The organism is Actinoplanes sp. NPDC049316 (assembly GCF_040677315.1).
GTDB lineage: Bacteria > Actinomycetota > Actinomycetes > Mycobacteriales > Micromonosporaceae > Actinoplanes.
Map to the genome: position 1 here is coordinate 77970 of NZ_JBFAQM010000018.1, position 12277 is coordinate 90246.

The window sequence follows — 12277 nt, forward strand, 5'->3', positions numbered from 1 at the left end:
GGATGTCCGCGAGTCGTCCGTCCGCGCGTCGACAGGCGCAGACGCGCGCGTGACGGCGGACGTCCGTGCGGACGATTACGTCTCCGCACGCCACCTGCCCCGGCTGACCTGGCGTGCCTCGCCGTCGGTGGCGAGCTGTTGCAAGCGGTCGTAGATCCATGTGCGTCCCATTCCGGTGAGGTCCTTGAGTTCCGGCACGGACAGGCCGGCCTCTGGCGCGGTGCTCAGTGCTTCGCGCAGGGTCTGTTCGGGATCCGGGAGGGTGACCAGCTCCCGGCGTAGGGGTTCGAGGGTGCGATCGATGGGGTACCTGGCCGCGGTGCGACGGACGTCGTCGTCGGTGACCAGGAATGCGCGAGCGCGGCGTGGCTGGTTGAAGCCTTCGGCCGAGATGAGGAACTTGCCGGGGGCGTCGAGCGTGTGAGCGTGCCAGCCGGCGGCGAGCATGCCCTTGTCCAGGACGAGATCGACGTCCCGTCGTTCACGGACCCTCAGGCAGACGCGTACGTCCATCTGTGAGCGGATGGTGCCCTCGCCCATGGCTTTCTGAGTTGGTCGCTGTGTCGCGGTCAGCAGGGTTACCAGGGGCGCGCGTCCCCTGCGGCCGATAGAGTCGGCCGCCTTGACGGCGTCCGGTGCGTTGTCCGGCAGTTCGGCGTACTCGTCGACGACGACCACCAGGGCCGGCGCTTGCGGCGTGGGCGTCCAGATACGTGCCGACTCGTCGCCCAGCGCCCGAGCGCGTCGTTCGAGCCGTGCGACGGCCTCCTTCATGAGCGCCGTTGCCTCGGCCGGGGTGGTAGCCAACTCCTTGAGGCACGACTCCCACGGGCGCAACTCCATGCCGCCCTTGAGGTCGACGCCCCACAGCTCGACGTCCTCGCAGGCGACCAGATTGCCGACGATCGTGTTGAGGACGCCGCTCTTGCCCGAGCCCGAGATCCCGCCGATCAGCACGTGCCGACCCAGGATCGAGATCTGCACCGGCTCGGCATCCTCGAAGACGCCAAGCGGGATCGGGTCAGCGATGGACCGAATCGATGGCCCCGGCCACGGCAGGACGTTGGCATGTGGGTCTTCCGCCAGTACTCGAACCGATACGCGTCCCGCGTGGGCCGGGTCCGCCTCCACTCGGACGGCACCCGGCCGGGTGCCGAAGCTGGACTCGATCGCAGGAACCCGAGCTATGACGTCGGCCGTCGTCTGGCCGTTTTGCAGGGCGATGCGGGCACGCCAGCCCCACGCGTCCACGACGGCCGACATGACGCGGGAGCCAGCCAGACCGATCTTCTCGGCAACGTCGGGCCACGCCTCGATGGTGCGTTCCACGCGGACGCGAGCCCGGCGCCGGCGGTGCGCCCACCAGGGCGCGCCACCAACGACGGTGATCAGCAGCAGTACTGGTTGAAGCGGGTCGCGGGCCGGTCCCAGCGCTGTGGCGATGCTGAGCCAGACGCCCGCAGCAGCCGTCGCGATGGCGGCGTAGCGGCGTTCCGCCCGTCGTTCGACCAGCGGGCTTAGGAGCAACACCACGACCCCGCAGAGGGATAGCCCGGCGATCCACGGCCACCAGGCAGGGTCTCGGTGATGGAGGTACAGGGCGGCCACGTCCAGGGCCGCAGCCGTGCCGATCGGTGCGAGTTCTGAGCGATAGCGGAAGATCAGGCGGCCCAGGGCCGCGAGCGCGTCGAGGAACCGGGGCTCGTTGGGGGCGAGCAGGACCGGCTGGGTATGGCGATTGCGCCAGCGACGGTGCCGCCGGTTGAGGGCTCTCATCGCGGCGTGATCTCGTCGCGAAGGTACGACAGGTGGTCTGGCTCGCCTTCGGCGTACGCCGCCAGTGCGGCACGGACGGCGGCCAGCAGGTTGGCGTACAGGAGTCGCGCGTCGGTCGCGTGTATACCGAGCCGGTCGATCTCAGCGAGTAGGAGCGGGATGTCCGCGAGCGCCGTCCAGACCGCGAGTGGTGTGCGGGCGTCGAGGGCTTGGGCGAGGTGGTTTCGGATGGCCTCCTGGTCGAGTACGTGGCCGATGAGTCGGTCCTCCTTCCGGTAGGGGTCCATCAGATGTGCAGTCCGGCGATGAAGCGGGCGAGGCCGCGGAGCGCGTCGCCGAGGTACGGGCCGAGTGACGAGGCTGCGAGGAGATAGCCGAAGACGATGCAGACCAGCGCTTGCCAGATCGGGAGCCGGGCGTACCGCCAGAGCAGGTAGACGAGCAGGCCCAGCAGGAGCGTGGCGGACACGGACAGCGTCAACGCGCACCCCCTTCCGAGTGACGTCGAGCTGGGCGTACGTGTCCCTTCCGTCGCTGCCAACGGGTGCGGGCGAGGCACTTCCGGCAGGCCGAGCCGTTTCGATCGGACGGGATGGCGCCGCAGATGCACCGGGGGTTGTTGATGAGATGCCTCCTTCCTCGTGAAGCCGCACCCCGGTCTCCGATCCGCTCGACACTCCTAGACATGTACATCATGTTCAGAGGTGCCGCGACGGCCAAGACGTCTTATGTGGAGATTCGGGATCCGCGACTTCGTGCTCCGAGCGAGGCGATTGCCTCGATGTCGTAGAGCATGTGGGAAGACGGCAGGACGTGATCAGGTCATGGCTGGACGTGCTGAAGATGTCTCGCCTATCGTGAGCTTTCTGTCCAGACGTCCCTTTCTCGCTCGCTCGCCGTCCCTAGACGTCCTAGCCGAAGAAGACGATGCCGAACGAACGCCTGCGCACGACCATCTTGGAAAAGGGCCTGACGCCCGTCGAGCTGGCCGCCGCCCTGAACGTCGATCCCAAGAGTGTCGAGCGATGGATCAGCGGCCGTACGCCCTATCGACGTCACCGGTACGCGGTCGCTGCCAAGCTGGGAGTGGATGAGGCGTACCTCTGGCCTGATGCGCTCACCCGCGACCAGGTCGCCAGCGCCTCAGAGAGCGAGATCGTCAACGTCTACCCGCATCGTTGGACTGTGCCTTCCGAGCTGTGGCGCAACGTCTTCACCAACGCGGAGCGGGAGATCGGGGTCCTGGTCTACAGCGGTTTCTTCCTTGCGGAGGATGCCGGCGTGCAGCGGGTTTTCCGGAAGAAGGCCGACGAAGGCGTACGGGTTCGCATACTCCTCGGCGATCCGGACAGCCCCTCCGTTTCCCAGCGAGGGAAGGACGAGGGCGTAGACGACGCGATGGCCGCGAAGATCAGAAACGCCCTCGTGCTGTATCGACCGCTACGCGACGTGGACGGCATCGAGTTTCGACTGCACGACACGGTGCTCTACAACTCGATCTACCAGTCCGATGACCAGCTCCTGGTTAACACCCACATCTACAAGACTCCCGCGACGTCCTCGCCCGTGCTGCATCTGCGACGGGTGGCCGGCGGCGACATGGTGTCGACATACCTTGAGAGCTTCGAGAAGGTGTGGGACGAAGCCCGACCCTTGGACGAGGCGTAATGGCAGCCAGCCGCATCGACTCTTTCGACGACCCGACGGCCCCAAAGGCGAACAGCCTGGTGCCGTCGGTGAACGTTGTCGTCGTCAACGAAGCCGGCGACATCCTGCTCATCCGCCGGAGCGACAACGACAACTGGGCCCTGCCCGGCGGCGCCATGGATCTTGGTGAGTCGCTACCTGACGCCGGAATCCGGGAGACGCTGGAAGAGACGGGGATCAGCGTCGAGATCACGGGTCTTGTCGGCATCTACACGGATCCACGCCACGTGATCCTCTACACCAGCAACGGTGAGGCACGGCAGGAGTTCTCCGTTGTCTTCACGGCTCGGCCGATCGGTGGTCAGCCGACGCCGAGCGATGAGTCGCGCGAGGTGGTGTGGGTTTCGCCATCCGATGTTCAGCAGCTCACGATGGATCGCTCGATGCGGATGCGTCTGGAGCACTACCTGGGGCAGGGCGAGACCCCGCATCTTGGATAGCGATTGGGTCGGTGCTGGCGCGGACGTCTTTGCAGCGCTCGGCACGGTAGGCGCCTTCGCCACAGGTTTTCTGTTGCTGCGTCGAGAGATGCGGCGGGAAGCGAGCCGCACGGAAGACGAGCGCCGTACTCAAGCCGCCCAGATCAGCGCGTGGGTGGAGCTGTACACACGCCCGGACGGATCACGGGAGCTGGCTTTTCACATCCACAACGCGAGCGCCATGCCGATCTATGAGGTTGAGCTGCCCCTGCCCGGTGCAGAAGGCACGGAGAACGTGGAGTTCGTTGGCCTGGTGCCGCCAGGCCAGACGATCCGCAGGCCGGCGCCGTCTGACTGGTTGCGCACCTACAGGGATCCTGAGCCGGTGGAGATCGAGTTCCAGGACAGTGCTGGGCGACGTTGGCGGCGTGATGAGCAGGGGACGTTGCGCGAGTCCAGTTAGCCGGCCTGGCGGAGGAGTTCTAGCACGCGCTGTTCCGCCGCAAGGATGCGCGGGGTGGCCTCGCTGATGGACCGGGCGACGACGTCGCCTTCCGGATAGCGCTGCAAGATTTCGTCCAGCCTGGCGCGTCCTTCTACGGGATTGCCGTCCGGACTGGTGGTCATGTCGCAGTAGATGAGCGCGTCCAGGAGTGCGGCGTTCGGCGGCGCGAACTCGTCCGCCAGGACGTCTCCCAGGCCGCGGTTCCTGGCCTCGATATCCGCGCAGGAGTGGTAAGCCACCAGCGAGCAAATCTCCTCGGCCGCGCCCGCATTCCGTAGGTACCGGGCGCCGTCGAGCGAATGCAGTCCCGTGTCCTGCACGGTGGGGGAGTAGCCGATGTCATGCAGCCATGCCGAGCAAATCAGAAGATGTGCGCCGTCACCCGCGATGTGCGCAACGGTCTCCGCCTTGCGGCCCACGCCCTGCGAGTGGTTCCACCGCCGGGGAAGCGCAGCGGCGAGCAACTGTTCGGCCAGGTCGCGAGCCCACTGATCAGGATCCACAAGCTAGAGGGTAGGTGACTTCGTCCCCGACCTGTCGCTGACGAATCGGCCTTTGCCGTGGACAGGGTGGACCAGGCCGGCGCCCTCCAGCTCGGCCAGCGCGTGCCGAGCGGTGCCCCGCGATACTCCGTAGCGTCCAGCCAAAGCCGCTTCGCTGGGTATGGCTTCACCGGGCTGTATGGAGCCGGATTCGATCAGCTCTCGGAGTTCTCGGGCTATCCGCCGGTACTGCGGCGTCTGATCCGCGGCGCCTTCGGTCTGCCCGACGACCTGTCGGCCCCGGCCCGGGGAACTGCTGAGGAGGCCGTCTGCGGCCAGCACGTCGAGTGCCCGCCGGAGCGTGTTCCGGGCGACGCCGTACTCGCCGCACAACGCTGACTCTGACGGGAGCAAAGAGCCAGGTGGGAACTCGCCATTCTCGATCCGACCACGGATCGCCGCTGCAATGGCGTGGTAGGCGCCCCATGCGGTTGCCCGTGCGCTCACCCGGCTCCTTCGGTCTCCTGACCTCAGTGAGCCTAACGGTGAGCTGTCAGTCGGCCGTATCCACGACGCCGGCCGCCGTCGCCCGGTTGAGGATCCTCGCCAGCTGCTCTGCCACGGCGGGCGTCACAGGGCCGAGGATCACGATGGCCTCGCCATCACGATTCAAAGCGCCGGTTAGCAGTGGGAAGTGCCGGCCGACGTCGAAGCCGGCGTCCTCCAGCGCAAGCGCGAGGATGTCCGCCGTCCTCTGAGCCCACGGTTCTGGACCTGACTGCACCGACACGACGGCCACCTTTCCTGCTGCAAGACGTGCGCTCAGCGTCTCGTCTGCATCGATCGTGGTGAACCGCAGCGGTGGGACGTCTAGGGACGTCTTGGGTAGGCTGGGTGTCTGTTTCCTTGGCCGGAAGGGGTCCGAGGAATGAAGCATCCGCTTGCCCGGGCACTGAAAGGTGCCGGCCTCACTCGGAACGATGTCGCGTCTCGGTTAGGCGTTGACCCGAAGACCGTTGACCGCTGGATGGCTGGTCGGACGCCGTATCCGCGCTATCGGACGGCCCTGCGGCGCATGACCGGCTGGGCTGAGGCGGACCTGTGGCCGGTTGGCCCGCCCGACGAGCTGGCGTCGTCGGACGAGCTGGTCTGCATATACGGGCAGAGGTCTGCGGTGCCCGTAGAGGTGTGGCGGCGCCTGCTCGGTGAGGCTGTCCAGGAGATCGGCATCCTGGCATACAGCGGCCTCTTCCTCGCCGAGGATGCGACGGCGCAACGGATGCTTCGCGAACGTGCGCGGGCTGGCGTACATGTGCGGATAGTGCTCGGTGCCTTGAACGGCGAGCAGGTCGAACGGCGGGGAGCCGAAGAAGGCATCGAGGAAGCCATGAGCGCCAAGATCCGGAATGCGCTGGTGCTCTACCGGGCGCTGTCGGACGAGCCCGCGGTCGAGGTAAGGCAGCACGACACGGTGCTCTACAACTCGATCTACCGCGCTGACGATCAGCTCCTGGTCAACGCCCACGTCTACGGACAACCGGCGTCCCACGCTCCGGTGCTCCACCTCCGTCAAACGTGTGGAGACGGGATGGCGGACACCTACCTCCACTCGTTCGAGCAGGTCTGGGCATCGAGTCGCGTAGTCGGTTAGTGTCCGCCTGAAGCAGGACGTGGCCCGCGCCCACCGCTGCCGCGCCAGGCTTGCGCGGGCGTCAGTAACGGGGTCAAGGGCAGGGTCTGTCCGTTCCAGGCCGGCGTTGCGCTCGGGTGACGCACAGACTCAATAGGCGCCGCTCGCTTGGACAGCCGGTCGGCCGTGGAACGACACTCGCTAGGACTCGGAGCGCCACAGGTGCAACGCGCAGTCCAAGGCGCCCACCACCGCCGAACACGTCGGTGACCCGATCGCTTGCTGTGCTGCGGACGATACATAACCGGTCCTCGCGGCTCGGGCAGCCCGGCCGCACGAGCTCACAGGTCACGTACGGCCGGGGCCTCTCGGAAGCCGGCGGTCCAATGTTTAGCGATCTGACATCCGGCTGCTCCATGACTCTGCCGACCGCGTTGCAACACCGACACCGCGTCTAGCCGGACGTCCTGGCATGTCAAGTCGTCCACGGTGCTCTGCTAGAGGTGTAAGCAGCGGAAGGCCGCGTTTGAAGACGACGTGCGGGAACGTTCGTTCTTGGCCTGTCAGTCCTGTGCTGTGGCGGAGCCCTTCGGCAGCCCGCGACGCGGCTCGAACTGAAAGGGCTCCCGTCGGCAGAGCCTGCCGAGCCCGGCGATGCCGGAACCCCGCGGCCCGCCGCCCGCACGCAGGACGGGCAGTCGGGGACATGCAGCACAGCAGCGCTCACTCGGAGCCGCCGTTGCTGCGCCAGCGTTGCCCGTGGGTCAGTAATGAGGTGAACGAGACGGTCGGTTCCTCCGCAAGCTGGCGAACAGTAAGCCCAAGGGTTGAGCCAGTACCCAAGTCCACGCGACTTCGCGCCTGCGTGCCATCTGGAAGGTGACCGAGCCAAGCACGCAGCTGGACTTCAACATTCGGTGACCAGTCGCTCGCCCTGGGTTCGCGATCATGAGCGGAACGATGTGCTACGAGTGTCATATCTACGTTCGGGCGGCCCAGGATAGAGTACGCCAGGAACGAATCAAGCGACCAAGCTGCGAGAAGGCTTGGCCTAGCGCCAGCCAGGCAGAAATCGTTAGCGGTATGCATCGACGCCAGGTGAGCGGCTAGCGGGGCCGAGAGGGGAACACGTGGACACCGTCGCCGACGTAGTGCGAAGGTTGTGGGGGCTTTGCAATGCCCTACGAGACGATGGAATCTCGTATCACGAGTATCTTTCTGAGCTAAGCACCTTACTCTTTCTTAAAATGGCTGAGGAACGAGCAGTCGTAGACCGCCTCGGGGATGTTCCCTCGTGGTCCGACCTCTCCGGGCAGGAGGACGACTCGCTGCTTGAGCGCTATCGGTACCTACTTCGCGCAGCGACAGCATCAGCGGATCCTCTGATTAAAGAAATCTTTTCTGAAACCGACACGAAGATCAAATCTTCGCACGCTCTTCGCAGACTCGTTGACGGAATTTCGGAAATCGAGTGGTATCAAGGCGGCTCGCAGATCATCGGCGACATCTATGAAGGGTTGATTGAGAAGAACGCCTCTGAGTCTCGATATGGCGCTGGCCAGTACTTCACACCCCGCGCCCTAGTAGAGGCAATGGTTACTGTTACCTCGCCGGCACCCGATGACGTCGTTTATGATCCGGCGGCGGGTACAGCGGGATTCTTGGTATCTGCTGCTTCTTTTAGTGATGTCGGCGGCAAGTATGCGGACATCCGTGGGCAAGAACTGGTACAGGATGTTCATCGCATGGCTCTGATGAACGTTCTGCTGCACGGCTATCGAGGCGACTTAGGCCTAGGCGACACCCTTTCGCTCGACCCGAGTCGGTTGGGCGCTACGCTTTGCCTAAGCAACCCTCCCTTCGGAATCCGGGGGGGATTGGCACCTAACCAGCAAACATTGTTGCGCTTCCCCACATCGAATAAACAGTTGGCCTTCCTGCAGCACGCTTACACATCTCTGCGTGCCGGTGGGCGGGCAGCCGTTGTGGTTCCCGACAATGTCCTTTTCGAGACGGGGGTTGCGTCTTCAATTAGGACTCACCTCCTAGACAATTTCGACGTGCACACCATTCTCCGCCTTCCGCCAGGGATTTTTTATGCGACAGGCGTGCGGACATCGGTGCTGTTCTTTGCGAATACGAAGCCGACAAGTGTCGTATGGACCTACGATCTACGATCCAGTGGCGTCTCTTTCACGAAGAAACGCCAACTTATGTCTGCCGACCTCAAGCATTTTATCAGCGTATTCGGCGCAGACCCATTAGGTGCGGCGGAGCGAACGGCCGAGGACCTTTTTTACCCTACCGATCGGGCCTCGTTGCGCGGCCTGGGAGACACACTTGATATCCGTTCGCCGAATGTGCGTGGTCAAGCGACTCGCTTGACCCCAGAGGCGATGATCGAATCATTGGTCGAGGAACTCCAGAGTGCGTTATCGGTAGCGCACGACATGGCTCAGCTAATCTCGGAGCCATATCCGAGGGACGCATCGCAATGACTATTCCGAAGAGTTGGTTGGCTTATCGGATTGATCAGGTTGGCGACGCTGCCGTTGGCCAACAGAAGCTTCGAGAGGCATCAGGTACCCGGCTCCCCTATCTCCGAGTAGCCAATGTTCAAGATGGCTATCTGGACTTGACCGAGATTTCAGAGATGACGTTTTTGGACGCGGAGCGTCATCTGCTGAGACCGGGAGACGTCGTCCTGTGTGAGGGGCAAAGTAAGGAGCTTGTGGGGCGCGCGGCGCTTTATAGTGGCGAGCTAGATACTATTGCTATACAAAATCACATCATTCGCTTCCGAGCTGGGCCCCTAGTCCTACCGGAATATGCGCTGCAGGTGTTCCGTGCTTACCAAAAATCCGGTGTTTTCTCGAGAATTTCCAAAGGAACAACTGGCATCGTGAACCTCGGCATTGGGCGATTCCGTGCCCTGCCGTTCCCACTGCCGCCTTTAGACCTGCAGCGAGAATTAGCCTCTAGATGCGAGGAACTGCAGCTTCTTGTTGACCAGACCTCATCCATACTCGGCTCTGTAGAGAAAACACTCAAGGACCTGGTTCCTATTGCGGCCGATGACGCTATCCTCGGCAATCACTCCTCATCATGGAGCCAAGGTAAGTCCGGCGTTAGCCCTTGGCCGCTTAAGGCCGCCGCCGACGTGGTCGAGTCTGGTGCACCCATCACGTACGGGATTCTGAAGCCCGGACCAGACGTTGAGGACGGGATCCCCTACATTCGCGGGCAGGATCTGCAGCAGTGGCATATTCGTACGGACAAACTACTGCGTTGCGGCACGGAAGTCGCTCAACGCCACGTGCGGTCCAAGTTGCGTCCCAACGATGTCCTGTTAGGAATCATTCGGCATACCAGGGTGGCTCTGGTGCCTGAGGAACTTAATGGCGCTAATATCACTCAGGGCACTGCTCGGCTGCGAGCGGCTAGCGGTATCGATCCAAGATATTTGGCGCATTGGCTCTCCAGTCGAGCAGCTCAGGCGTGGCTTCAGGGCCATATGCGCGGTATCGATATGCCTGGTCTTAACCTGCGAGATGTGCGGCGCCTGCCAGTTCCGATTCCTGACCCAGTTGAACAAGGTCAGATCGTGGATCGCTTAGAACAGTTAACCGCTAAGGTCGCCTCGCTGGAGCAGTTACTTACTACCGGTAAGGCTTGGATCGAGACTCTCGAACGAGAGGTCTTTAAGTCGATCGTTTACGGCGACATTGCAGCGCGGGCTTCCGATGAGTGGAGGGAGGCCGTAACAGATTGGAGACCAAACGTTCAAATCCCAGAACTTCTGCCAGTCGCCGATGCCATCTTGAGGAAGGCGCTTACGGGGGCTGAAGCCGATGCCGAGGCGGCCAGCCAGGATGTGTCTGAGACAAAAGATCAGGGGGTGTCGGTTCCAGTGTCGGGAGCACAGACGGTCAAACCAAGCGAACTCATTGCGGCACTGGTCGATCTAGGCGGAGACGCCAGCCCTGAGGACCTGTACACCCGGCTCGGTTTGAGCGAAGCAGGCGTCGACAGTTTCTATCTAGCGCTTAGAGAATCAGTTGCCAGTGGCGATATCCGTTTGACCTCTGAAGGTCGGACCGAACCGCAGCGGCTGGTAGTGGCTCAGTGAAACTTCAATCTCTGTACCTAGAATCCTTCAAGAATCTGAAGGATTTTACGATAACGTTCGATGGCGGTTCTTCGGTTACTGCTCTCGTTGGTCGCAATGGAACAGGAAAATCGAACGTTCTCGAAGCCTTAACACTAATCTTTCGTGACCTCGATCTTGGCCAGGCGGCGTCGCTCACCTTCAAGGTTGTATACGAGTGTCGCAGTAGCAAGGTTGCGGTTAGTGGTACTGCCGGCGGGAGAGATTACCGAGTAGAAGTGGATGACGTCTCGGCCCCGGCGCGTTCGGTTGTTGGCGAGAGCGGTAGGCGGCTAAGGCCGGACTTTGTCTTTGGATACTACTCCGGTCCATCGAACCGGCTCGAGCAGCACTTTGTACAACATCAAGAGCGTTTCTATCAAGACTTGGTTAAGGGACGAGAAAACCCTTTAAGGCCTTTATTCTATGCGCGGGCAGTTCACTCCAATTTCGTTCTTCTAGCCTTTTTTCTTGAGGACGATCCTCAAGTGCGGAAGCTCTTGCAGGAACACTTAGAGATCGAGAGCCTGGACTCTGTATTATTTGAGCTCCAGCAGCCGGAGTGGAAAAGTCGATCGGGCGATCCACGTTTTTGGAATTCGCGTGGCACTGTCCAGGTTTTTCTAGACGCGCTATACAAATACTCCATGGCGCCGATGCGACTCAATCCGCGAGTTGCCTCGGGCGGTCGCCGTCCCGTGCGAAGAGAGCATCTCTACCTTTTTCTTCCTTCAGCCGAAGAGATTCGTCAACTGCGATCCTTTTATGGTAGTAATCAGGAGTTCTTTAAAGCGCTCGAAAGTACGTATATCTCAGACCTTATTTTCGACGTTCGCATCCGCGTCATACTTCGTAAGGCCGGCGCGCCGCTCACGTTCAGAGAACTTAGTGAGGGCGAACAGCAGCTGCTTCTAGTGCTCGGCTTGATGCGATTCACTAGAGAAGATGAATCGCTTTTTCTTCTGGATGAGCCGGATACCCACCTTAACCCCTCCTGGAGCGCACAATACAGACGATTCCTTGAGAGGTTCGGCGGCCTTGACGATAAGTCCCACGTAGTCTTGGCGAGCCATGATCCGCTTGTTGTAAGTGCGCTTAAGAGGCGCGAAGTCAGGATTCTACAGCGAGCGGCTGGTGGTTTGGTTCGAGCTGTTGAGCCTGAGGAAGACCCTCAAGGAATGGGCGTTAGCAACCTCCTGATGAGCGACGTCTATGGACTACGTGCGCCACTCGACGTCGAGACTCTTGAGAAGATCGATAGGAAGAGGATTTTGGCCGCTCAAGACACGCTCGACGAAGCGGAGGCGGTTGAATTGGCCGCTTTGGCCGAAGACCTGTCGGCTATGGGGTACCTGATGGAGGATCAAGATCCTGATTATGCAAGGTATCTTCAAGCTAAGTACGGCGCGGACCGTGGAATGACCTTTACCTTCGATACTAGTGCCAGCGAGATCGTCGATGATGTCTTAAGCAGTGGATCTGGAGAGTGAAGTATGAGGCATGTCGCTCTCGAGCGAATCGAGGCGGTAATTCCGGGGCAGTGGCATTCCAGAGCCAAGCAGGTAAACGACGAATTGATGGCAGCAACTGACGCCGGTGCTCGTAGGAAGA

At 62.1% G+C, this 12277-nt stretch carries 13 protein-coding genes; 7 read left to right on the forward strand and 6 right to left on the reverse strand.

Features of this window, described 5'->3' with window-relative positions; all coding sequences use genetic code 11:
* Window positions 1–75: 75 nt before the first annotated feature.
* Genes AB0K03_RS25265 through AB0K03_RS25275 form a run of 3 tightly spaced genes read right to left on the reverse strand, consistent with a single transcriptional unit; the run spans window position 76 to window position 2257 of the window.
* Window positions 76–1776 (reverse strand): FtsK/SpoIIIE domain-containing protein, encoded by a 1701-nt coding sequence (locus tag AB0K03_RS25265; RefSeq protein WP_364688994.1) that lies wholly within the window; start codon window positions 1774–1776, stop codon window positions 76–78.
* Window positions 1773–2063, reverse strand: coding sequence for a hypothetical protein (locus AB0K03_RS25270; protein WP_364688997.1), 291 nt, complete (start codon window positions 2061–2063; stop codon window positions 1773–1775). Before AB0K03_RS25270 ends, AB0K03_RS25265 begins: the two co-directional genes overlap by 4 nt.
* Window positions 2063–2257 (reverse strand): hypothetical protein, encoded by a 195-nt coding sequence (locus AB0K03_RS25275; RefSeq protein WP_364689000.1) that lies wholly within the window; start codon window positions 2255–2257, stop codon window positions 2063–2065. Before AB0K03_RS25275 ends, AB0K03_RS25270 begins: the two co-directional genes overlap by 1 nt.
* Before the next feature lie 446 nt (window positions 2258–2703).
* Between AB0K03_RS25275 and AB0K03_RS25280 the strand changes: the two genes are divergently transcribed.
* The 3 genes from AB0K03_RS25280 to AB0K03_RS25290 are packed head-to-tail and all read left to right on the forward strand — an operon-like array spanning window position 2704 to window position 4365.
* Window positions 2704–3444, forward strand: a complete 741-nt coding sequence (locus tag AB0K03_RS25280; protein ID WP_364689003.1) for a DUF5919 domain-containing protein — start codon at window positions 2704–2706, stop codon at window positions 3442–3444.
* The gene (locus AB0K03_RS25285) at window positions 3444–3923 is read left to right on the forward strand and encodes an NUDIX domain-containing protein (RefSeq protein ID WP_364689006.1); all 480 of its coding nucleotides are present in this window, start codon (window positions 3444–3446) and stop codon (window positions 3921–3923) included. The genes AB0K03_RS25280 and AB0K03_RS25285 overlap by 1 nt, the downstream gene beginning before the upstream one ends.
* Entirely contained in the window at window positions 3916–4365 is a 450-nt protein-coding gene (locus AB0K03_RS25290; RefSeq protein WP_364689009.1) for a hypothetical protein, read from the forward strand. The genes AB0K03_RS25285 and AB0K03_RS25290 overlap by 8 nt, the downstream gene beginning before the upstream one ends.
* Here the strand turns inward: AB0K03_RS25290 and AB0K03_RS25295 are convergent.
* The 3 genes from AB0K03_RS25295 to AB0K03_RS25305 are packed head-to-tail and all read right to left on the reverse strand — an operon-like array spanning window position 4362 to window position 5679.
* Window positions 4362–4910: an HD domain-containing protein gene (locus tag AB0K03_RS25295; protein WP_364689012.1), complete on the reverse strand. Its 549-nt coding sequence runs from the start codon at window positions 4908–4910 to the stop codon at window positions 4362–4364. The two genes, AB0K03_RS25290 and AB0K03_RS25295, sit on opposite strands and share 4 nt — an antisense overlap.
* Window positions 4911–4913: 3 nt before the next feature.
* Window positions 4914–5396: a GntR family transcriptional regulator gene (locus AB0K03_RS25300; protein ID WP_364689015.1), complete on the reverse strand. Its 483-nt coding sequence runs from the start codon at window positions 5394–5396 to the stop codon at window positions 4914–4916.
* Window positions 5397–5442: 46 nt separating this feature from the next.
* Complete coding sequence (locus AB0K03_RS25305; RefSeq protein ID WP_364689018.1) at window positions 5443–5679, reverse strand: hypothetical protein; 237 nt, start codon at window positions 5677–5679, stop codon at window positions 5443–5445.
* A gap of 138 nt (window positions 5680–5817) precedes the next feature.
* Between AB0K03_RS25305 and AB0K03_RS25310 the strand changes: the two genes are divergently transcribed.
* The 4 genes from AB0K03_RS25310 (at window position 5818) to AB0K03_RS25325 (ending at window position 12156) form a co-directional block, all read left to right on the forward strand.
* Window positions 5818–6540 carry a helix-turn-helix domain-containing protein gene (locus tag AB0K03_RS25310; protein WP_364689019.1) on the forward strand — a complete coding sequence of 241 codons (723 nt, stop codon included), beginning with the start codon at window positions 5818–5820 and terminating at the stop codon, window positions 6538–6540.
* A 1109-nt stretch (window positions 6541–7649) separates the two neighbouring features.
* Entirely contained in the window at window positions 7650–9017 is a 1368-nt protein-coding gene (locus AB0K03_RS25315) for an N-6 DNA methylase (RefSeq protein ID WP_364689022.1), read from the forward strand.
* The gene (locus AB0K03_RS25320; protein WP_364689025.1) at window positions 9014–10648 is read left to right on the forward strand and encodes a restriction endonuclease subunit S; all 1635 of its coding nucleotides are present in this window, start codon (window positions 9014–9016) and stop codon (window positions 10646–10648) included. Before AB0K03_RS25315 ends, AB0K03_RS25320 begins: the two co-directional genes overlap by 4 nt.
* Window positions 10645–12156, forward strand: coding sequence for an AAA family ATPase (locus AB0K03_RS25325; protein WP_364689028.1), 1512 nt, complete (start codon window positions 10645–10647; stop codon window positions 12154–12156). Before AB0K03_RS25320 ends, AB0K03_RS25325 begins: the two co-directional genes overlap by 4 nt.
* Window positions 12157–12277: the final 121 nt, after the last annotated feature.